The following is a 21,668-nucleotide window of genomic DNA, read 5'->3' on the forward strand; positions in this document are numbered from 1 at the left end:
TAACCGGTGTATTTGGGATAAATTGTGGTGTGCGAGGCACAGGTCATCCTTTGACAAATGGCGCGTTCTGCACCATATGAGCCCCCAATGAGCCGCCTGCGCGATTTTCGCGCGGGCGGTTTTGCATTTCAATGGCACTGTTTTTGCAATTCATTCGCATATGCATGGGCCGCATCCGCATTGGAGACACGCATGAACGAACAGGGCAATCAGACGATACGGCGACTGGCCTTCTGGGGCATGCCGCTATCCCTGGGCGTCATGGGGCTGAAGATGGCCGCCTGGTGGGTGACGGGTTCCGTTGCGCTGCTGTCGGACGGCCTCGAATCCACCGTCAATGTCGTTGCCGCCTTCATCGCCTTCTTCGTCATCCGCTATGCGCAGAAGCCGGCCGATCACGACCACCCTTTCGGCCATCACAAGGCGGAGTATCTCTCCGCCGTCACCGAGGGTGTGATGATCGTCGTCGCGGCGCTGATGATCGTGCAGGAGGCGGTGGGGCATCTTGGCAATCCGCAACCGATGCAGGCGCCGGTCCTGGGTCTCGCCATCAACCTCGTCGCCGGCGTCATCAATGCCGTGTGGGCGGTGATCTTGATCCGCGCCGGCCGGGAGCATCGTTCTCCGGCGCTGACGGCGGACGGGCAGCACATCATGTCGGATGTCTATACCTCGGTCGGCGTGCTCATCGGCCTGCTCCTGGCGCTCGGCACCGGCTATCCGATTTTCGACCCGGTGCTTGCCATTCTCGTCGCGATCAACATTCTCTATCAGGGCTGGAAGGTCATCTCCACGTCCATCGACGGACTGATGGACAAGGCCGTCCTGCCGGAGGAGGAAGCGGTGATCAAGGAGGCGATCGCGACGCATGCGGATGGGTCGCTCGGCGTGCACGATCTGAAGACGCGTCGGGCAGGGGCCGTGACTTTCGTCGATTTCCACCTTGTCGTGCCGGCCGCCATGCCGGTACGTGACGCACATCGTATCTGCGACCGCCTTGAAGACGCCATAAGGGCGATCCATGCGGGCGCGGAAATAACTATTCATGTGGAACCGGAGGGCGAGAAGGCCCACGGCATCCGCGTCAAAGTGATCAAGGAGACCTGATATGCCCAAGACCGATGTTTCCGGCCTGTCGATGCTCGGCAACCAGACGGAAACGGCCGCGAACCCCGAGGTGGCCGTTCTCGAGAAGGTGCCGGCCGGCTATGCCGGCACGGATTATGTCGTGCGCTTCACCGCGCCGGAATTCACCTCGCTCTGCCCGATGACCGGCCAGCCCGATTTCGCCCATATCGTCATCGACTATGTGCCGAACGAATGGCTGGTGGAATCGAAATCGCTGAAGCTCTTCCTGCATTCTTTCCGCAACCACGGCGCCTTCCACGAGGATTGCTCGATCTATATCGCCAAGCGTCTGGTGGAGCTGTTGGAGCCCAAGTGGCTGCGCATCGGCGCCTACTGGTATCCGCGCGGGGGCATCCCGATCGACGTCTTCTGGCAGACGGGCAAGCCGCCGGAAGGCGTGTGGCTGCCGGATCAGGGCGTGCAGCCCTATCGCGGGCGTGGGTGAATTGAAAAAGGCCGTCATCCCGAGGGAGGCGGCCTTTTTTATGGGTCAAAGACGATTGGCCTCAGGCAAACGAGCTGTCGTCGCCGCTATTGTCTGACGAGTCATCGTAGCTGTTGTCATCCTGATCGTTCGACGCGGTGTCGATGCCGCTCTGATCATTCTGGTCGTTGTTGTCGTCGTTGCCGTAATAGTTGTTGATGACCGTTTCCTGGGCCGGCTGTCCGGCAATGCCGGCAGCGGCGCCAGTGCCAGCGCCGCCGAAGAGGCCGCCGAGACCGCCAGCCGCGGAACCACCGAGATGGGGGCTGAAGAGGCTGGAGAGCGATTCGGCGAGCATCACGCCGCCGGCGACGCCGGCTGCCGTGCCAAGTGCTCCGCGCAGGAAACCGCCGCCGGCTGAGGCTGGTGCGGCCTGTTGGCTCCAGGGGCCGGACGGCTGTTGCTGGCCGCCCCAAGGACCCGGCTGCGGCTGGGCATTTCGCGCGTAATCGTCATAGGGACGACCTTGCTGTTGCGGATAGCCGGCCTGAGGGGCTGGACCGCGCTGTTGCTGCTGGCCACCGCCGAAGAGCGAGCCGAGGCCGCCCAGGAAGCCGCCGCTCTGGCCTTGCTGATGGTTGTCGGCTCCCTGCTGCTCCAGCTCGTGCACGCGGGCTTCGAGCTGCTGGATGCGGTCAGCCGCAGCCTTCATGCCCTGTTCCTGCATGATGACAGCCTGCGCGAGAAAATAGGGGGCATAGGGCTGGTCGTGAACCGACTGGTTGATGAAGGTTTCCGCATCGGCATCCCGCTGGGTGCTGGCTGCGGAGCGGACGCGATCGAAGAGAGACGCGAGCAATTGACGTTCTTCAGGCGACATGATGGCCTCCTTGGCTATCTGTTGCTGCAAATTCGGGGCGCGAATCCTCTCGCGCTGACCTGACGTAGGATGCAATTTCGGTTTTTCAAAGCCGCGGCAAGTTACATTTCGGTAACCCGCAACCATAACGCCATGCTTTCGTGGTCTATTCGCGCCTTGTCTTTTTCCAGCATTGTTTTACGCATTGAGTCGCACTATGTGCGGTGAACGACGCATCATGCTGGAGACTTGCGAATGAACGACGAAGACGAACAGGAAGACAAGAAGAACGAAGCGCCGTTGGGCAAGGACGCGGAGGCGAATCTTTTCAAGTCGCGCTCGATCTTCATTTACGGCGGCATCACGCAGGAATTGGCTCAGAAGGTCTGCTCGCAGCTCGTCGCGCTTTCTTCCGCCAGCGATGACGATATCCGCATCTACGTGAATTCGCCCGGCGGCCACGTCGAATCCGGCGATTCCATTCACGACATGATCAAGTTCATCAAGCCGAAGGTCTGGATCATCGGCACCGGCTGGGTCGCTTCCGCCGGCGCGCTGATTTACGTTTCGGTTCCCAAGGAGCGTCGTATTTGCCTGCCGAACACGCGCTTCCTGCTGCATCAACCGTCCGGCGGTACGCGCGGCATGGCCTCCGATATCGAGATCCAGGCACGCGAGATCATCAAGATGAACGAGCGTCTGAACCGGATCTTCTCGGAAGCCACCGGCCAGCCGATCGAAAAGATCGCCAAGGACACGGATCGCGACTATTGGCTTTCCGCCGAAGAAGCCAAGGCTTATGGCCTGGTTTCGCGGATCGTCACGTCTCAGGCCGAGATTTGATCTAGCGATATCGATTATAGGCGCCCTCGCTTGCCGGAAGGCAGGCGAGGGCGTTTTTCGTGCGGCGGCAGCTGTTTTAAGAGCGAATGACGGGTTGAGCTGTCCTCCGGCAACGGCTATCTGGAGCCAACCCCAAGCGGGCCTTCCGCGAACAACAAGGCGCATATCGGCATGACCCCAGATTTCCTCGTCACCCATTCCGGTGGCTTCCATGCCGACGAACTGCTGTCCAGCGTCATCCTGACCCGGCTTTTCCCGCAGGCTCGTATCATTCGCAGCAGGGCGCCGGAATGGATCACGCCCGGCGCAGACCGGATCATCTACGATGTCGGCGGAAAATATGATGCCGCAGAGCGGATCTACGATCATCATCAGCGCGGCGCACCGTTGCGCGACGATGGTCAACCGTACAGCTCGTTCGGATTGATCTGGAAGCATTATGGCCGCGATTATCTCAGCGCCTCAGGCCTGCCGGAAGCGCATATCGAGGCGCTACACACTTCTTTCGATAACGGTTTCGTGCTGCCGGTCGACCTGGTCGACAATGGTGCGCTGAGCCCCTCCGTCGCCGGGCAGTTGGCTGGGCTTATGCTGCCGGCCCTGCTGGAAACTCTGAAACCCGTTTTCGATGAGACCGACCCGGAGGCCGAAGATCGCGGCTTCCAAAATGCGCTCGGCATTGCCCGCAGTTTCGTCGAGGCAAGGATTGGCCAGAGCGCTGCGAAATTGCGTGCCGAGGCGCTGGTGCATCAGGCAATCGTGGAGACAGGCGAGGGCCGCATCCTGGAACTCCCGATGGGAATGCCCTTCCGACCCGCCATCGTGAAGGCGGGCGCCGACCACCTGCTGTTTGTCGTTCACCCGCGCGACAAGGATTGGTGCCTGACCGGCATCCGTCGTGCAGACCAGGGGTTTGAGTTGCGGGCCGATCTGCCTGCAGCCTGGGCCGGCCTGACCAATGGCGATCTGGAGGCGGCTTCCGGCGTCGAAGGGGCGAGTTTTTGCCACAATGGCCGCTTCATCGCTGCTGCCAAGACCCGCGAAGCCGCTCTCGCCATGGCAGAGTTGGCGGTAACGGAAGCTGTCGCCATCGAGCAGACGTTAGCCGCCGACGCGGCCCTCGTCTGAAGTCGCACCATTCTCGTCACCCGTGACGAGCGGATGGGTGTCGGCCCGGCCCCGGATTGGCGGTTCGTCCATTCCCGTCGTATACATGGTTCTGATAAACGCGTGGGGCAATCGCCCCGCACGGTCGGAACACACCACGCCTAAACGGAGTTCGAGATTGGCCGTTGCCTTCACCAAGGAAGAGAGTTTCGAAACTGCTTCAGAAACGCTGCTGCCTGACCGTCCGATCTCACCGCACCCGAACCTTATGACGGAAGCGGGATTGAAGGCTCTGGAGCTGCAGCTTCAGCAGGCGCGCGCGGCCTATGCTGCTGCGAGTACGATCGAAGATGTGAACGAACGACGGCGCCAGGCTGCCGGCCCCTTGCGTGATCTGCGCTACCTGGCAGAAAGAATTCGCACGGCTCAGCCTATCCCTGCACCTGCTTCGATCGACATTGTTGCCTTTGGAAGCACAGTAACCTTCAGCCGTGACGACGGGCGTGTACAGACCTATCGGATCGTTGGAGAGGACGAAGCGGACCCCAAGACCGGATCGATTTCCTTCGTGTCGCCGGTGGCAAAGCTGCTGATGGGCAAATCGGTTGGGGATGTCGCGAGCGTAGGCGATCAGGAACTCGAAATCATTGCCATCGCATAGAACGTCCAAGTGGCTGCCATTCTCCCCCAAAACAGCACTTGCATGACCACTGTCTAAGATGCTCCATGCGCATCCCCCGCTTCTACGAGTCTTCTACCACCGCCATGTTCAAAGATTTCTCCCTTCAAAGCCTGTTCATGGGCTGTCTCATCGCCTTTGTCGGCTTTGCCAGTTCCTTTGCCGTCATCGTGCATGGGCTGCAGGCGGTCGGGGCGACGGATGCGCAGGCGGCGTCCGGGCTGATGGCGCTGTCGGTTTCGATGGGTATTTGCGCCATTGTGGTCAGTGGCGTTACGAAGATGCCGATCAGCATTGCCTGGTCGACGCCGGGGGCGGCGTTGCTGGCCAGTACGGGGGCGATCGAGGGTGGTTTTCCGGCGGCGGTGGGCGCGTTTTTGGTCTGCGCGGTGCTGATCGTGATTGCGGGCCTGTTTCGGCCGCTAGGGCGTGCCGTTGCCGCCATCCCGGCGCCGCTGGCGAATGCCATGCTGGCCGGTGTGCTGCTCGGGCTCTGCTTTGCGCCGGTCAACGCGATCGCCTTCGATCCGTTGCTCGGCCTGCCCATCGTCCTTGCCTGGATCGTGGTCGGCGCGGTCAAGCGGCTCTGGGCGGTGCCGGCGGCGGTGGTCGCCTTTGCGCTGGTGCTGACGTTCGGAGTGAACATACCTGATGGAGCGCTGATGTCGCTGGAGCATTCGCTGCTGCCAAGCGTCGAGCTGGTCAAGCCGGTCTTCACGCTCGCCGGGCTTGTCTCCATTGCGCTGCCGCTGTTCATCGTCACCATGGCGTCGCAGAATATTCCGGGGATCGCGGTGCTGAAGGTGCATCACTATGATCCGAAGCCCGGTCCGCTCTTTGCCGTCACCGGCCTGTTTTCGCTGCTGAGCGCGCCCTTTGGCGGCAACGCCGTCAATCTTGCCGCCGTCACCGCTGCCATGTGCGCTGGGCAGGACGCGCATGCCGATCCCAAGCGGCGTTATTGGGCAGCTATCATTGCGGGCGTCGTCTATATCGTCCTCGGATTGCTTGCGAGCGCCGTCATCGCCTTCGTGACGCTGGCACCGCCCGTCCTGATCGAGGCGGTCGCGGGGCTGGCGCTGGTCGGCGCTCTGTCCAACTCGGCCATGAACGCTTTTCAAAGAGTAGAATCGCGCGAGGCGGCGGCGGTGACCTTTCTCGTTACGGCATCCGGCGTTTCCTTCGCCGGGATTTCCGGCGCCTTCTGGGGCCTGATTGCCGGCTTGTTGATGATGGCGCTCTCGCATTTGGTGCAAGTGTTGAAAAGATAAGCAGGGGGTTGCTTCCTTTCCGCCGCGCGGTTATAAGCGCGGTCATGAAGACGACTGGCGCAAAGATTTCCGAGCAGATTGTACGTGGGCGTATTGCCCTGCGTGACAATACGCGCGCCCTCACTTCGCTTCTTCTTCTCGGCCTTACGCGCGGTTGCCGGGTCCTTTGAGGAGCGCTCGGCGGCCGTAAAGCCCGCCCGGCCATCGCTCCTCGAGACATATCCCCAAAATCGACAGCATACCCCTAGCGGGTCCGCATTTGTCATCGCCAAGCCGCCTATGATCGGTTAATACGCGGGGCAAATGACGGGAAAGGAAGAGACGAAACCATGGACGCGAACAGCCATTCCCCCAAAGGCATGCCCGAAGCGGCGGTAAAATACCGCTCTTACCCGCAGATCAACATTCCCGACCGTACCTGGCCTTCCAAGACCATCACCAAGGCGCCGATCTGGTGTTCCGTGGATCTGCGCGACGGCAACCAGGCGCTGGTCGACCCGATGGGTCACGACCGCAAGGCCCGCATGTTCCAGCTGCTGCTGGACATGGGCTTCAAGGAAATCGAGATCGGTTTCCCCTCGGCCTCACAGACCGACTTCGATTTCGCCCGCTGGTGCATCGAGCAGGGCAACGTGCCGGAGGATGTCTCGTTGCAGGTCCTGGTGCAGTGCCGGCCCGAGCTGATCACCCGCACCTTCGAATCGCTGGAAGGCGCCAACAAGCCGATCGTGCATTTCTACAATTCCACCAGCGAATTGCAGCGCCGCGTGGTGTTCGCCAAGGATGTGCAGGGCATCAAGCAGATCGCCGTCGATGCGGCCAAGATGATCACCGATATGGCGGCCAAGGCAGGCGGCGGCTACCGTTTCGAATATTCGCCGGAAAGCTTTACCGGCACCGAGCTGGAAGTGGCGCTGGAAATCTGCAACGCCGTCATCGAGGTGGTGAAGCCGACGCCGGACAACAAGCTGATCATCAACCTGCCGTCCACGGTCGAAATGGCGACGCCGAACATCTATGCCGACCAGATCGAATGGATGTGCCGCAATCTCGATAATCGCGAGAACCTGCTGATCTCGCTGCATCCGCATAATGACCGCGGCACCGGCATCGCCGCCGCCGAGCTGGCACTCCTGGCCGGCGCCGACCGCGTCGAAGGCACGCTGTTCGGCAATGGCGAGCGCACCGGCAATGTCGATGTCGTCACCATGGCGCTGAACATGTTCACGCAAGGCGTCGATCCGGAGCTGGATTGCTCCAACATCGAACGGATGAAGGACGTCTTCGAATATTCCAACCAGATGGCAATCGGCGAGCGTCATCCTTACGTCGGCGAACTGGTCTACACCGCCTTTTCCGGCTCCCATCAGGATGCGATCAACAAGGGCATGAAGGCGTCGAAGGTCGCCAATCATCCCGTCTGGGAAGTGCCGTATCTGCCGATCGATCCGCAGGACGTCGGCCGCTCCTACGAGGCGATCATCCGCATTAACTCGCAGTCGGGCAAGGGCGGCATCGCCTACATCATGCAGCAGGATTACGGCCTCAACCTGCCGCGCAACCTGCAGGTGGAATATCGCGAGGAGATCCAGCGGATCACCGATGAAGAAGGCAAGGAACTGCCGGCTAAGCGGATCTACGAGCACTTCATCGAGCGCTACGTGACACAGCCTAATGGTCGCATCCGCTTCGTCGATCACCACACCTTTGCCGATCCCGAGCACAAGGGCCAGCGCATCGTCGCCGCCGAGATCACCGACAAGGGCGAAGTGAAGCGCATCGAAGGCCGTGGCAACGGTCCGATCGACGGCTTCATCAATGCTCTCTCGATCTATCTCGGCATTCAGATGACGGTCGAGGACTATTCCGAGCATTCGCTGCACCACGGCTCGAACGCCGCAGCGATCTCCTATGTCGAGACCTCCTATCCGGGCGGCAAGCTCTTCGGTGCCGGCATCAACACCAACATCGTCGCCGCTTCCCTCGAGGCGATCGTCTCGGCGGCGAACCGCGTGCTCGATATCAAGGCGAAGAAGGGTTGAATTTCAGCCGCTCAAGTCCAGTGAAGACAAAATCCCCTCGATATGATCGAGGGGATTTTTGTTTCCGCCTATTCAGCCACGGCCGGATCGTCGTCGCCGATGAAGCCGCCGGACTGGCGTGCCCAGAGAGCGGCGTAAATGCCGTTTCGACTGAGCAGTTCGCCATGCGTGCCATTCTCGACGATCCTCCCTTGGTCGAGAACGACGATGCGATCCATGCGAGCGATGGTCGAGAGGCGATGGGCGATGGCAATCACCGTCTTGCCCTCCATGACGCGATAGAGCGTATCCTGGATGACAGCCTCCACCTCCGAATCCAGAGCGGATGTAGCCTCGTCGAGCACGAGGATCGGCGCGTCCTTCAGGATGGCGCGGGCAAGCGCGATGCGCTGCCTCTGTCCGCCTGAAAGCTGGACGCCGCGCTCGCCGACATGTGCATCGTAGCCGGTGCGGCCTTCGTGGTCTCGCAGGGTGGCGACGAATCCGCTCGCGGCCGCCTTGTCGAGTGCCGCTGCAATCGCGCTCTCCGAAAAGCGCGGGTCTCCATGGGCGATGTTGTCTCGAATGGAGCGGTGGAGCAGGGCGGCATCCTGGTTCACCATGGCGATCTGCCGGCGCAGGCTTTCCTGGACGACGCTGCGGATATCCTGTCCGTCGATTTCGATGGCGCCAGCTTCGGGATCGAAGAACCGCAGCAGCAGATTGACGAGCGTCGACTTGCCGGTGCCGGAACGACCGACAACGCCGACCTTTTCGCCTGGCGCTATCCCCAGCGAGACACCGTTCAGGCCGCCATTGCCCTTGCCGTAGTGGTGTGTCACGTCTCGGAAGGTGATCTCGCCGTTGTTGATGACAAGCTCGCGAGCACCGGGTTCATCCGCAATGGCGAGTGGTTGCGCTACGGTCAGCAGCGATTGCCGCATCGCGCCGAGATGGCTGAACAGCGACGATACCGCATCGAGCATCCATTCGGCCATGCCGGTGATGCGAAAGCTCAAGGCGAGGGAGGCGGCGATGAGGCCAAGCGGCGCGCTGCCGCTCTGCCACAGGATGACGGCATAACCGACCAGCCCGACGATCAGAAAGCTGCCAAGGAACAGCATGCTGGAATTGACCATGACCTCGAGCTTCTGGACCCGTACGAACGTCTCGCGGGCTGCCGCGAAACGCTCCCGTCCTTCACGATCTTCCTCGGCCGCATTGGCGAAGAGCTTGATGATGTCGATATTGGCATAGGTATCGACCAGCATGCCGGTCAGGGAGGCATAGGCGCCCTGGAACTCTTCGGATGCCTTGCGCAGCTTGGGGATGACGAAGGCCATCAAGCTCAAATAGCAGACGACCCAGATGAGCAGCGGCCAGGTAAGACGCAGATCGATCGAGGCCATAAGCCAGAGCGAGCCGGCGACATAGATGATGACGAAGGACAGCGTATGCAGCACCGCATAGGCTGCTCCGGTGGCGGAGTTGCCGATATCGCGCACTTGGGCAGCGATACGTCCGGAAAAATCCTGGCGGAACCAACCCACCGATTGTCTGAGCACATGGCGATGGGCTCGCCAACGGACCAATGTCTCGGCGTTCGGGCGGAATGCGATGTCGTCGAGGCTTTCCCGGAGATAGCCGGCAATCGGCCGCCCGATGAGAATGAGCGCGGCAGCGGCAAGTAAGCCGGGGCCGTGGGATGCCCATAGCTGATCCGGGCGGGCGGCTGCCAGAATATCGACGAGCTGGCTGGTATAGCCGATCAGCCAGACTTCGATCGCCGCGCCGATAACGGTGAGCGCAAGGCTCATGGTCATGACGAAACGGAAGGGATGCAGATTGCTTTTGAGATACAGCCAGGCGTCCGGCTGCGGGGTCAGGTCGTCATAGTGCTGGAATGGATCGACGAGCTTTTCGAAGCGACGAAACATGAGTGCCCTCCAGGGGCGAGAGATGGCAATTTGACGGATGGGCTGAGCAAGCAGCCTTTCACGGCACTGCTTTTCAGCGGTGGTTTCCTGTACCGTGGGGTCTCATCAAAGTGCTCTCCTCTGAAAGTCGCTTGGTGGTTGTATAGCGCATGACGGCGGCGATGTCAGTAGGGTTTTCTGGCTCGTGCCATCGGCGCGGGTGCTCTCATCCACTATTGACGTCAGTACTGCTCGTTAACTCAGCAGTACATGTAAAGATTGGAATTTTTAAAGAAAACACCCCTGATGGTGATCTTTAAATCTGTATTTTCGGAAATGCGTACGTGTGATATTTTTGAGATCCAACAAACTCATGGGGGAAATCATGCCACGTATTGCCAATCTATACTTCAAGACGGCGATTATATTCCTGATCATCGGAATCGGGATGGGTCTCAATATGGCGATCACCGAGGATCACAGCGTCATTGGCGCCCATGCACATGCGAATCTTCTCGGCTGGGTGACCATGGCGATATTCGGCGGTTATCATGCGCTGAACCCACGAAAGGCGGAAAGGCGGCTGGCGATGATCCAATATTACGTCTACACGGCGGGCGTCGCGGTGATGGTGCCGTCGCTCTATTTCATGCTGCTCGGCAATATGGCCATGGAGCCGGTGGTGGCCGTGGCGTCGATCGTCACTTTCATCGGCGTACTGCTGTTCGCTGTCATCATCTTTACCGGCGAGCAAACTGCGACGACGGCTTCGCCTGCGCCGTCTCACTGATCCTGTAATGAGAGACGCGAATGGGTAGTCTGTTACTCCCGTCTCTCAGTGTTCAGGATTTAAGTCTTGGAAAGCTCGTCGCGACGCTTGATCAGGCGTTCGAGCTCTTCTTCCTGATCGGCGATGCGTTCCGATGCCCGTTCCTCGTCCGCTGCGCCGGAATAGGCGGCGGCTTGCTCGATCAGTTCGCGCAGGTTGCCCCTGATGACCGCAATACGCTCGTCAATCTCCGGGATAGTCAGAAAGATGTCGGACATGGTCGATCTCCAGGGAGGCATCCGTTGGGTGATCCCTACGGGTGCGATTGGCTGACAAACAGTATCCTCCCACTGGGGCAAGGCCGCAAGCCAGGACTTCGGCCAGCCGCCAGCTCAGATTTCCGTCGAGACGCGGTTGGCGATCTCGTCGAGCATTGCGTCGGAGGAGGGGCCGACGACGGCATAGGCGGTGCCGTTGCGATGCCAGGATACGATGCTCACATCGTCCTTGATCGTTTCATCGAGATTGCCGTTGTCCGCGACGCCGTCATCTTTCGTGAAACAGATGGCGATGATGTCACCATCGAGGTTCTTGTAGATCAACTGGCCGGCGGGCTTGCCGTCGGCGATGAACATGCGTGCGCCCTGGAAGACCAGTCCGTCGGCGGCAAGATCCGGCACGTTGAACTTCACGCCGACCGTGCTTGTCAGCCATTTGCTGATCTCGTCGGCTTCGGTCGCCTGCACTTCGACGACATGGTGCGGCTGGCGCGAATAGATGCGGTGGTAGGCGGCGATGTCGTCGAGCCAGGTGCGGCTCTGTGCCGAGGAGACCGGGGGAGCTGGGGGCGCGCTGGGCGGCAGGACACCAAGAAGATAGCCAATGCCGCCGCCGACGACGAAGAGGATGAGGGCGGCGGCGAGCGCCTGGCGTCCGGTTGGAGCAAGCTTGAGGGACGGTCGGGAAAGCCGGGGAGCGGGCTCACGCGCCTTCGGGGCCTGCGCGCTCTTGATGGAGCGCACCAGCGCCAGCGGCACGGGCTCCTTCAGCACTTCCTCGAAAGCCTTGCGGCCGACATCGGAGCCATGCCTCAGCTCGTCGAAAATCCGTCGCGCTTCCGGATCCGAGGCGATGAGCCGCTCCAGCTCGTCCTTCTCCTCACGGCTCGTCTCGCCGTCCATAAAGGCGGACAAGCGGGCTTCGAGCGGCATTTTCTTCATGTCCTGCAATGCTAAAACCTTCGCGGCGAACGACTGTGTCCCTGGGCGGCAAGGTGAAGGCGGGCGCTGGAAAGCCGCGACGCCACCGTAGACAGGGGGATGCCGAGAATATCGGCCGTCTGCTTGTAGCTGTGCCCTTCGATATCGACGAGCAGGAAGACACTGGCAAGTCCTTCGGGCAAAGATGTGACCATTCGGTGCGCTTCGCTCGCTTCGACCGGATTAACATGCGTGTCCGGTGCCGCAAGTTCGCCTTGCTCCAGGGCGCTGCCCTTGGTGACGGACCGCAGGCGGTGGCGCCGTGCCTCGTCGACCCATTGATGGCGGGCCATGGTGTACAGCCAGCTTTCCAGCCGGCCGTCATTGTTCCAGAGATGGAATTTGGCAATACCGCGCTGACAGACGCTCTGCACCAGCTCATCCGCCTCGGTCAGGTCGCCGGTCAATGTCACGGCGAAGCGCCGGAGCTTCGGGAGAAGGCCGACCAGATCGCGTCTGATATCGATGGCTACTACCGGCGTCGGCATTGTCTTTCCAGGGAGCTGTCGAGGTTTGTCGTGTTGTGGACGCCTTGCGGCAAAAGACAGCTTTTCTTAGTGAAAAAGCTGTGTGAGCCGAAGGATCGTTCCGTGTTGGTATGAACCATTTTCCTGCCGTTTCGCAAGTCTTCAAAAAGCGGTTGAACACTTCCTCTTCACGGTCTCACACGATCTTGAGAAAGACGATGCCCCATCGCCATCTCAATAGGTGATCTGACCTTTCAGCGATTGCTGCAGCGAGCGATAGGCCCAGCTGTTTTCGCCACCGCGATCGCGAATTTCGACGAGCTGCACGCGTGCTGCCTGGACGTCGCCCTGTTCAAGCAAGGCCTGACCCATGTAGGAGCGCGCGAGGATATAGTTCTCGTCCCGCTGCAAGGCTTTTCGGTAGTAGCTCGTGCCGAGTTCCATGCGGCCGGCCTTGCGGTTGGAATAGCCGAGATAGTTGAGAATGCGGGGATCGTCCTGGTTTCTGGCGAGCTTCAGAACGGTGATGGCGTTGTCATATTGGCCGGCATAGGCGAACTCGCGCGCGGCCTGGAAAAGCTTGTCGTCGTTGAAGCCGCTTTTCCGCGGTTTCACGCACTTCTTCTTGTCCTTGTCCCAGACTTCGCCGTCCTTGCATTGGGTGGTCGTCTTGGTCTTCGGCGGCGGCGCGGTCTCGTCGCTCTCCGAGCCGGCGGCGAAGGCTTGCAGGCTGGTGCCGAGCAGAAACACAGCGGCAAGCGCCGTCATGGCGGAATTCTTCGTCGCGACGCGAAAGCCCATATCATCCTCCCGAAATCACCTGGGTGGATTGTAGCTCCGGATATTCGAAAACGCTACCGAAACGATAGCTTCGCTTTCATAAAATACCACCTTTATTACGCCAGGACGTCAACGCCCTGGGTCTCCACGCCATCGCCATGGGCATTGAGGCTGAAGCGTTCGGCCTTGAGCTCCCACGCGCCCGGATGGCCGGCGATGGTGAAGAGATTATAGGCGGCGGCCGGCTTCAACCCGCCGGGGCCTTGCGAAGCGGACGCGATGCCGACGACGGGCACCGGGCCGGTCGGGCCATTCAACCAATGCAGCGTGTTCAGATGGGTGTGGCCGTGCAGGACCAGCTCGGCGCCGCCGGTGGAGATCACGGCGGCAAAGCGGCGGATGCCGATCATGCGCTTGTAGAAGCTGGTGGCGCCGCGGATCGGCGGATGGTGGATCATCACCACGCGAAAGAGGCCGGCCTCGCCGGCGGCGCGCAGCATGTTCACCGTCTCGCGCGCCTGCCGGGCGGAAAAAAAGCCACTTGCTGCAAAGGGGGGCGTGGCGACCGCCGTCGAGCAGCCGATCAGGGCGACGCGGTCGCGGATGCGAAGATAGGGAAAGACGTGCTGATCTTCCGGCCACTCCGGCGGGGCAAGATCTCCCTGAACATAGGGATACCAGGCACGCATGGCCTTCTCGTAGGCGCCGGGCACATAGGCATCGTGGTTGCCGGGAACGACGGAGGTGAAGGCGGGGTCGCCAACGGTCTTCAGCCATTCGGCGGCGGTGCGGATCTCAATGCCGCTACCGAGATTGACGAGATCGCCGGTTACGGCGAGATGATCCGCCTGCTTCGCCCTGATATCGTCCAGAAGAAGATCGAGGGTGCCGCCGAAAAGATGCTTGCGCCGGTTTCGGTGCCAGTTCACAAATCCGGTAATGCGTTTGGAGGCGAGTTCTCTGATCGAAAGCCGGGGCAAGGGACCCAGATGAACGTCGGAAATATGCGCGAGTTTGAACATGGGTTGAGACATAGCCCAGTCCATTGTCAAAACAAATACATCCATTTGCCGCTGGCCGATCACATCGGCGGGGTTGCGGCATGAGCGACGGCGCTGCTCCGGACGAATCCCGCAACTGGCGGGCACGGTTGCTTGGTTGGATGCTCCACAGCTATTTTACGCTCACCCGCAGCATGACCCTGGGCGTGCGGGCCGCCTGCTTCGATGAGGAGGGGCGGATATTCCTGGTGCGGCATTCTTATATTGCCGGCTGGCACATGCCCGGCGGCGGCGTCGAGCGTCATGAGACGGTGGAGCAGGCGCTGGCGAAGGAATTGCGGGAAGAAGGCAATCTGGTGATATCGGGCAGGCCGCAGCTCTTCCACGTCTATCTCAACAACCGCACCAGCAAGCGCGACCATGTCGTCTTCTTCCGCGTGCAAGTCGAGCAGACCGTGCCGCGCAAGCCGGATCTCGAGATTGTCGAAAGCGGCTTCTTTCCGCTCGACGCCCTGCCGATGGGGACGACCAAGGCGACGTATCGGCGGCTGAAGGAGCTGGAAGGTGGCGAGGCGCCGTCGAATTACTGGTAGTCCACAGTTCCTCAAGCCGCCTTCGCCAATCCTTCGCGCCCATGCGGGCGGTCAAAATCCAGATCAGGACCGGCGGGGACGATGCCGGTCGGATTGATCGTTCGGTGGCTGCGGTAGTAGTGATCCTTGATATGCGTAAGGTTGGTCGTCTCGGCGACCCCAGGGACCTGATAGAGGTCACGCAGGTAGGCTGGCAGGTTGCGATAATCCTCGATGCGGCGGATGTTGCATTTGAAATGGCCGACATAGACGGCGTCGAAGCGGACGAGTGTGGTGAAAAGCCGCCAGTCGGCCTCGGTCAGCCGGTCGCCCAGGAGATAGCGGTTTGACTCCAGGCGCGTATCGAGCATGTCGAGGGTTTCGAACAGGCGCAGCACATTCTGCTGGTAAGCTTCCTGTGTGCCGGCGAAGCCAGATTTGTAAACGCCGTTGTTGACCGTGTCGTAGATGACCTCGTTTAGCGCATCGATTTCGGCTCTGAGGTCCGTCGGGTAGAAATCGTCCTTCGAACCGGTCAGGCCATCGAAGGCGCTGTTGAACATGCGGATGATCTCGGCGGACTCATTGTTGACGATCGTACCAGTCTGCTTGTCCCAGAGGACGGGAACGGTGACGCGGCCGGAATAGTGCGGATCTGCCCCGACGTAGATTTCCCAGAGCGCCTTTGCGCCGAAGAGATGATCGACCGTGCCACCATCCTTGCCTTTGAATTCCCAGCCATTTTCCAGCATCAGCGGATCGACGATGGAAACGGAGATCAGGTCCTCGAGCTTCTTCAACTTGCGGAAGATCAATGTGCGGTGCGCCCAGGGGCAGGCGAGCGAGACGTAGAGATGGTAGCGTCCGGCCTCGGCCTTGAAGCCGCCCGTACCGCTCGGACCTGGTGTGCCATCGGCGGTGACCCAGTTGCGGAACTGCGAGGCGGCGCGCTTGAAATGGCCCTTGGTTTCCTTCGTATCGTACCAGACGTCATGCCAGACGCCGTCAACCAACATGCCCATTGCTCCATCCTTTCGGAGATCCTGTCGAAAACTTGATCCGGAAGATACGGCATGCGAGCGGAATTTCGAGGCGATAAACGATGAACACTGCGTCACGTCATCATCCCGACAGGATCATCCACCAACAAACGGTCGCCTACATTTTGCATTGGACGAACCGAAAATTTCCTGCTATCCGGCTTGTCACACTTTGAGGACCACTTGTCATGAAAGCAACCAGAAGCCTGCGACGACGCCGATGATCCCGAACGCTCGAAAAGCGTTTTCGAGAACCATCCCGTCTGTCTATCTGGTTTCTTTGGTCTAATGTACAAGCACGATCTGGTCTACCTCACTGAGGATGCGTCGCACGACGCTGTCATCGAACTCATCAACGAAGAAGCATTCGGTCCCGGCCGGTTCGCCCGCGCAGCAGCGCGGATTCGCGAGCAGGGGCCGCATGACCGCTCGCTTTCCTTTATCTGCGCCGACGACGGCGAGACGATCGCCTCCGTCCGGATGACGCCGGTGTTTGCCGGCTCGGTCAAGGGGCATCTGCTCGGACCGCTCGCCGTCCGCCCGTCGCACAAGAACCGGGGCATCGGCCGGGAACTGGTGCGGATCGCGATCGAGGCCGCCAGGCGCAAGGGGTCGGAAGCCGTCATCCTGGTCGGCGATCCGCCCTATTACGGCCCGCTCGGCTTCGAAAAGGTCGCCTATAATGCGCTGGCATTTCCGGGGCCGGTCGATCCGGGCCGGGTGCTCGTCGTGCCGCTCGCCGCTGACACGCATGAGCGGCTGAAGGGCACGATTGCCTGGCATGATGGCGCCGTATCGGCCGTCATTGCCGAGGACATTGACGACGAAGATCTGCCGCCGGTGGCGATCGCGGTCTAAACGCAACGATTTCCACAGATCCGGCCAACCGCTGCTCGCGCGCTCCCTCGCGCGGGTATTTTTCATCTACCTGTCATACGGCCAACCTAGAGTTTTGCCTGTTCTGATGAAGAGCGATTGCGAAACTTTTGGGGGTAGTGCAATGACTGAAAATCTCACGCAAAAAGATATATTTGCGACCAGTCAGCTGGAAGACGCTGACGGGGAAGGCCATAACTGTACCGACAATCCGACGATGGGGGAAATCATCGGACGTCGCTTTTCCCGCCGCGGCTTCCTGCAAGGGTCGCTCGCTGTTTCTGCTATCGCTGCGACGGTGGGGCCGCTCGCATTGGTAAGCGCGGAAAAGGCACGCGCGGCCGGCGGCTCGGCCTTCGCCTTCAAGGAAGTCGAAGCCGGCGTTGATGCCGATCACCATGTCGCTGCAGGCTATGACGCCAATGTGCTGTTGCGCTGGGGCGACGCGCTCTTTGCCGATTCACCGGTCTTCGATCCGAAGAACCACTCCGCCGAGGCACAGCGTCGCCAGTTCGGCTACAACAATGATTATGTAGGCTATATCCCGCTGGAGGGGTCTTCCGAACATGGTCTGCTGGTGGTCAATCATGAGTATACCAACCCGCATCTGATGTTTCCGGGTCTGGTGACGATCGCCGACGGCAAGATCAAGCAAGCGCCGCTCAGCAAGGAGCAGGTCGATATCGAGATGGCCGCCCATGGCGGCACCATCGTCGAGATCCGCAAGGTCGACAGCAAGTGGCAGGTCGTTCAGGGCGGCAAATACAATCGCCGCATCACCGCGACGACCGAGATGCAGTTGACCGGTCCGGCTGCCGGCAATGATCGGCTGAAGACTTCGGCCGACGCGACCGGCGCCAAGGTTTTCGGTACGCTCAACAATTGCGCCGGCGGCGTTACGCCCTGGGGCACCTACATCATGGCCGAGGAGAACTTCCACGGCTATTTCTCCGGCAAGCTGCCCGAAGGCCACAAGGAAGCGGCCAACTACAAGCGCTACGGCGTGCCGGAAGGCGGCTATGAATGGGCGAATTTCTACGACCGGTTCGATCTCTCCAAGGAGCCGCATGAGCCGAACCGCTATGGCTGGGTCGTCGAAGTCGACGTTTTCGATCCGCAATCCGTGCCGAAGAAGCGCACCGCACTCGGTCGCACCAAGCATGAGGGTGCTGCTAATATCGTTTCCAAGGATGGCCGCGTGGTCCTCTATCTCGGCGACGACGAACGGTTCGACTATGTCTACAAGTTCGTGACGGCCGGTACCTTTAATGCCGCCGACCGAGCCGCCAATCTCGATCTGCTCGACAATGGCACGCTCTATGTCGCCAAGTTCTCCGAGGACGGCACGCTTGCCTGGTTACCGCTGACCTTCGGTCAGGGCCCGCTGACGGCGGAACACGGCTTTGCCAGTCAGGCCGACGTGCTGATCGAAACGCGCCGTGCCGCCGATCTGCTCGGCGCGACCAAGATGGACCGGCCGGAAGACATCGAACCCAATGCCGTCAACGGCAAGGTCTATCTCATGCTGACCAACAACAGCAAGCGCAAGGCCGACCAGATCGACGCCGCCAATCCGCGCGCCGACAATGCCTTCGGTCACATCATCGAGATCAGCGAAGAGGACGGCGTGTTCTCGGCGACCAAGGGCAAGTGGGAAGTGCTGCTGAAATGCGGCGATCCCTCCGTTGCCGCCGTCGGGGCCTCCTTCTCGACCGAGACGACGAAGAATGGCTGGTTCGGCATGCCGGATAACTGTTCCATCGATGCCGCTGGCCGTCTCTGGGTGGCGACCGACGGCAACAGCAACAAGGCGACCGGCCGCACCGATGGCCTCTGGGCCGTCGATACGGAAGGCGATGCTCGGGCGACCTCGAAACTGTTCTATCGCGTTCCCGTCGGCGCCGAGCTTTGCGGTCCGCTGTTCCTGCCCGATGATCAAACGGCTTTCGTCGCCGTGCAGCATCCGGGCGATGGCGGCGATGACTGGTCTGGTCACGGCCGTCCGTCCTATTACGAGGATCTGTCGACACGCTGGCCGGACTTCAAGCCGGACATGCCGGTGCGTCCCGCCGTGGTGGCCATCACCAAGACCGGCGGCGGCAAGATCGCCGTCTAAAGCATTGTAAAGAGCAGCCTATCGCCCCGTCTGCCTCAGCGGGGCGATAGTTTTTTCTGCAGGAAATAACGGCTGCGACCTGCGGGGAAGTCCGGTAATTCGCCGAAGATGGCGTAGCCCTGCCGCTGATAGGCGCGCAGTGCCTGCGGATTGAAGGTGTCGATCCAGGCGCCGAAACAACCTCGCGTCACCGCTTCCGCTTCCGCCGCTTCCAGTAGCTTGCCGGCCATGCCCTGGCCGCGCAATGTTTCCGGAACGAACAGCCATGCCGTGAACAGCCAGCCCCAGGCAGTATAGCCCGAGACGCCGCCGATGGTTTTGCCGCTTTCGTCGCGGATCAGGACTGCAAGCGCGCGGCGCTCGGACGGACCGACGTCGGCAGCATTGAAGGCGGTCAGGCCTTCGCTGATCGCTGCGAGGTCGCTTTCGGAAGGCGTGTCCGTTAAATCAAGTCGCGACATGGTACTCACCGTCCTTCACGCCACCACATGGCGGAAAAGCCAAAGAGGAGGGCGGCAAGACCGGCAAAGCCCGCAAAGAGCGGCAGGTTGTTGATGCCCTTCAGGATGGTTTCGTCGGTCATGCGAATGGTCAGGCGCTGATCGTCGGCGACACGCACGGCACCGCGCACCGGCAGGATCGGTGGGACGGTGACGTCACCGCCTGCGGTCGCAACCCGGGCAACGAGACCCTTGGTCTTTTCCGCCAAAGGCTTCAGCGTCTCCGTCGTCGAGATCATCGCCTTGAACTCCGGCGCATCGACGGCGCCGACATGCACCAGCGTCGAGAGATTGCCGTTGGCGATCTGGTAGAGCCCGATCTCATCCATGCGCTTGTCAGCCTGGTAGAGCCCCGGCTCGGTCTGCTTCAGCGGCAATGTTTGTGTCTTGCCGGAGGGAGACTTGATCGTGGCGGGGCCGGGATCATCGCCGATCGTCTGGCGGGTCACTTCCAGCGTGCGGCCAACGGCGCGCGCCGTCAGCGCCTCTTCCTCGAGCGCTGGCTCCTTCAGCAGCCAGTGGGCGATGCGGCGATAGAGCGACACATGCGGGCCACCACCTTCGAAGCCGCGTGCCCAGAGCCAGCCTTCATCGGACAGCAGCATGGCGACACGGCCCTGGCCGACGCGGTTCAGCACCAGCAGCGGATTGCTGTCGGCGCCGACCATCACGGTCTGGCCCTGCGGCTTCTCGACATCGACGCTGCGGAACCAACGGCCCCAATGCGGCGGCTCGGTATCCGATCCGTCGAGACCGCGCGTGACCGGATGCTTGCGGCCCTGATCCGACAGGCGCGGATAGAAGGGCTTCTCGATCATCTGCCCGGTCGGCTCGGCCGGGAGCACCGCGGAAAGCGGTGTCAGCGCGATCGAATTGCCGGCCGCGTGTTCAGGGCCGGCGGCCACCAGCAGCGCGCCGCCGTTTTCGACATATTGGGCCATGTAGTCGTAATAGATTGTCGGCAGGACGTTGGGACGGTCCTGGTAACGGTCGAAAATGATCAGGTCGAACGAGTTGATCTTGTCGACGAAGAGTTCGCGCGTTGGGAAAGCGATCAACGACAACTCATTGATTGGCGTACCATCCTGCTTGTCCGGCGGACGCAGAATGGTGAAGTGCACGAGGTCGACGGAGGCGTCCGATTTCAGCAGATTGCGCCAGGCGCGCTCCCCGGCATGCGGCTCGCCGGAGACCAGCAGCACGCGCATGTTCTGGCGGATGCCTTCGATCATCTGGACGGTGCGGTTGTTGATGGGCGTGACTTCGCCCGGCACTTCGGCGACGGCGAATTCGAGTACGTTGTTGCCGGCGCGCGGCACCTTGAAGCTGAAAGGCGTATCCTGGCCGGGTGTCGCCTGCAGCGCCGCGATCTCATCGCCGTTCATCTTGACGGTGACGTCTGCCGTGCCGCCGGGGCTCTTGCCGTCGTCGATGACACGCAGCACGAGTTGTTGCTCGTCATTGACGATGCCGAAGCGCGGCGCGCGCACCACTTCGATGCGACGGTCGAACTCATCCGGCTTGCCGGTGATCAGTCCGTGGATCGGTGCGTCGAAGCCAAGCGCCTGATTGACGCCTGGAATATCGTGGATCTGGCCGTCCGTCAGGAAGATCGCGCCGCCGACGCGGGCGGGCGGCACGTCAGCGATTGCCGAGGAGAGTGCGGAGAAGAGCCGTGTCGAGGGAGACTCGGATTCGGCGGGTTCTCGCACTTCGACGATGCGCGGCTCGATGCGTGGGAATTGCGCCAGCCGGTCCTTCAGCGCGTCCAGCGCTTCGTTGGTCATCTTGATGCGCTCCGGCGTCTGCTGGCTCAGGCTGCGGTCGACGATGACGGGCACGATGGTGGAGAGCTGGTCGCGGTCCTCCTGCATCAGCACGGGATTGGCGAGTGCGGTCAAGAGGGCGAATGCCGCGAGCGCACGGATCCAGCCGCCACGCATGCGCCGGAAGACCGCGAGCGCGGCAATGGCAAGCGTGATCACCGCGAGGGCGGCGAGAACGGGCCAGGGCAGGAAGGGGGCGAAACCGATATTCATT

Annotated in this window: 21 protein-coding genes; 11 read left to right on the plus strand and 10 right to left on the minus strand. The window is 61.1% G+C overall.

Annotation, left to right across the window (positions count from 1 at the left end):
* Positions 1 to 192: 192 nt before the first annotated feature.
* Complete coding sequence (gene emfA / locus RRH01S_RS00475) at positions 193 to 1,107, plus strand: CDF family cation efflux transporter EmfA (RefSeq protein WP_034519308.1); 915 nt, start codon at positions 193 to 195, stop codon at positions 1,105 to 1,107.
* 1 nt (position 1,108) lies between these two features.
* Positions 1,109 to 1,573 carry a preQ(1) synthase gene (queF, locus tag RRH01S_RS00480; RefSeq protein ID WP_012651975.1) on the plus strand — a complete coding sequence of 155 codons (465 nt, stop codon included), beginning with the start codon at positions 1,109 to 1,111 and terminating at the stop codon, positions 1,571 to 1,573.
* Between the two features lie 61 nt (positions 1,574 to 1,634).
* Here queF and RRH01S_RS00485 read toward each other — a convergent pair whose 3' ends face one another.
* Complete coding sequence (locus tag RRH01S_RS00485) at positions 1,635 to 2,432, minus strand: DUF2076 domain-containing protein (protein ID WP_012651974.1); 798 nt, start codon at positions 2,430 to 2,432, stop codon at positions 1,635 to 1,637.
* 234 nt (positions 2,433 to 2,666) lie between these two features.
* Here RRH01S_RS00485 and RRH01S_RS00490 point away from each other — a divergent pair, with 234 nt between their 5' ends.
* From RRH01S_RS00490 to leuA, 5 genes are all read left to right on the plus strand, one after another.
* On the plus strand, positions 2,667 to 3,254 hold the full coding sequence (locus RRH01S_RS00490; RefSeq protein ID WP_007692466.1) for an ATP-dependent Clp protease proteolytic subunit: 588 nt from the start codon (positions 2,667 to 2,669) through the stop codon (positions 3,252 to 3,254).
* Positions 3,255 to 3,425: 171 nt separating this feature from the next.
* Entirely contained in the window at positions 3,426 to 4,382 is a 957-nt protein-coding gene (locus tag RRH01S_RS00495) for an MYG1 family protein (RefSeq protein WP_042469642.1), read from the plus strand.
* A 157-nt stretch (positions 4,383 to 4,539) separates the two neighbouring features.
* Positions 4,540 to 5,022 (plus strand): transcription elongation factor GreA, encoded by a 483-nt coding sequence (greA, locus tag RRH01S_RS00500; protein WP_012651972.1) that lies wholly within the window; start codon positions 4,540 to 4,542, stop codon positions 5,020 to 5,022.
* A 65-nt stretch (positions 5,023 to 5,087) separates the two neighbouring features.
* Positions 5,088 to 6,311, plus strand: a complete 1,224-nt coding sequence (locus RRH01S_RS00505; RefSeq protein ID WP_051696758.1) for a benzoate/H(+) symporter BenE family transporter — start codon at positions 5,088 to 5,090, stop codon at positions 6,309 to 6,311.
* 329 nt (positions 6,312 to 6,640) lie between these two features.
* Entirely contained in the window at positions 6,641 to 8,353 is a 1,713-nt protein-coding gene (leuA, locus tag RRH01S_RS00510; RefSeq protein WP_012651970.1) for a 2-isopropylmalate synthase, read from the plus strand.
* A 68-nt stretch (positions 8,354 to 8,421) separates the two neighbouring features.
* Here the strand turns inward: leuA and RRH01S_RS00515 are convergent, their stop codons facing one another.
* The gene (locus tag RRH01S_RS00515; protein ID WP_037218675.1) at positions 8,422 to 10,269 is read right to left on the minus strand and encodes an ABC transporter ATP-binding protein; all 1,848 of its coding nucleotides are present in this window, start codon (positions 10,267 to 10,269) and stop codon (positions 8,422 to 8,424) included.
* Between the two features lie 364 nt (positions 10,270 to 10,633).
* On the opposite strand from RRH01S_RS00515, the gene RRH01S_RS00520 reads away from it, so the two are divergent.
* Positions 10,634 to 11,038: a hypothetical protein gene (locus RRH01S_RS00520; RefSeq protein ID WP_012651968.1), complete on the plus strand. Its 405-nt coding sequence runs from the start codon at positions 10,634 to 10,636 to the stop codon at positions 11,036 to 11,038.
* Positions 11,039 to 11,097: 59 nt separating this feature from the next.
* On the opposite strand, the gene RRH01S_RS00525 is transcribed toward RRH01S_RS00520, so the two are convergent.
* From RRH01S_RS00525 to RRH01S_RS00545, 5 genes are all read right to left on the minus strand, one after another.
* Positions 11,098 to 11,295 carry a hypothetical protein gene (locus tag RRH01S_RS00525; RefSeq protein ID WP_007692482.1) on the minus strand — a complete coding sequence of 66 codons (198 nt, stop codon included), beginning with the start codon at positions 11,293 to 11,295 and terminating at the stop codon, positions 11,098 to 11,100.
* A 114-nt stretch (positions 11,296 to 11,409) separates the two neighbouring features.
* Positions 11,410 to 12,228, minus strand: coding sequence for an anti-sigma factor family protein (locus tag RRH01S_RS00530; RefSeq protein ID WP_012651967.1), 819 nt, complete (start codon positions 12,226 to 12,228; stop codon positions 11,410 to 11,412).
* Between the two features lie 20 nt (positions 12,229 to 12,248).
* Entirely contained in the window at positions 12,249 to 12,764 is a 516-nt protein-coding gene (locus RRH01S_RS00535) for an RNA polymerase sigma factor (protein WP_012651966.1), read from the minus strand.
* 213 nt (positions 12,765 to 12,977) lie between these two features.
* A complete protein-coding gene (locus RRH01S_RS00540; RefSeq protein WP_374188742.1) occupies positions 12,978 to 13,511 on the minus strand; it encodes a hypothetical protein in 534 nt (177 codons plus the stop codon).
* 128 nt (positions 13,512 to 13,639) lie between these two features.
* A complete protein-coding gene (locus tag RRH01S_RS00545) occupies positions 13,640 to 14,557 on the minus strand; it encodes a metallophosphoesterase family protein (protein WP_080515861.1) in 918 nt (305 codons plus the stop codon).
* 68 nt (positions 14,558 to 14,625) lie between these two features.
* Between RRH01S_RS00545 and RRH01S_RS00550 the strand changes: the two genes are divergently transcribed.
* Positions 14,626 to 15,117, plus strand: a complete 492-nt coding sequence (locus RRH01S_RS00550) for an NUDIX domain-containing protein (RefSeq protein ID WP_012651963.1) — start codon at positions 14,626 to 14,628, stop codon at positions 15,115 to 15,117.
* A gap of 11 nt (positions 15,118 to 15,128) precedes the next feature.
* On the opposite strand, the gene RRH01S_RS00555 is transcribed toward RRH01S_RS00550, so the two are convergent.
* On the minus strand, positions 15,129 to 16,118 hold the full coding sequence (locus RRH01S_RS00555; protein WP_034517844.1) for a glutathione S-transferase family protein: 990 nt from the start codon (positions 16,116 to 16,118) through the stop codon (positions 15,129 to 15,131).
* A gap of 306 nt (positions 16,119 to 16,424) precedes the next feature.
* Between RRH01S_RS00555 and RRH01S_RS00560 the strand changes: the two genes are divergently transcribed.
* Complete coding sequence (locus RRH01S_RS00560) at positions 16,425 to 16,994, plus strand: GNAT family N-acetyltransferase (protein WP_012651961.1); 570 nt, start codon at positions 16,425 to 16,427, stop codon at positions 16,992 to 16,994.
* Positions 16,995 to 17,136: 142 nt separating this feature from the next.
* Positions 17,137 to 19,128 (plus strand): PhoX family protein, encoded by a 1,992-nt coding sequence (locus tag RRH01S_RS00565; RefSeq protein ID WP_042469647.1) that lies wholly within the window; start codon positions 17,137 to 17,139, stop codon positions 19,126 to 19,128.
* A 35-nt stretch (positions 19,129 to 19,163) separates the two neighbouring features.
* Here RRH01S_RS00565 and RRH01S_RS00570 read toward each other — a convergent pair whose 3' ends face one another.
* Together RRH01S_RS00570 and RRH01S_RS00575 are read right to left on the minus strand one after the other, a co-directional pair.
* Positions 19,164 to 19,589: a GNAT family N-acetyltransferase gene (locus RRH01S_RS00570; RefSeq protein WP_042469649.1), complete on the minus strand. Its 426-nt coding sequence runs from the start codon at positions 19,587 to 19,589 to the stop codon at positions 19,164 to 19,166.
* Positions 19,590 to 19,594: 5 nt separating this feature from the next.
* Complete coding sequence (locus tag RRH01S_RS00575) at positions 19,595 to 21,667, minus strand: membrane protein (RefSeq protein WP_012651958.1); 2,073 nt, start codon at positions 21,665 to 21,667, stop codon at positions 19,595 to 19,597.
* Between the last annotated feature and the right edge of the window lies 1 nt (position 21,668).

This window comes from Rhizobium rhizogenes NBRC 13257, from assembly GCF_000696095.1.
GTDB classification, from domain to species: domain Bacteria; phylum Pseudomonadota; class Alphaproteobacteria; order Rhizobiales; family Rhizobiaceae; genus Rhizobium; species Rhizobium rhizogenes.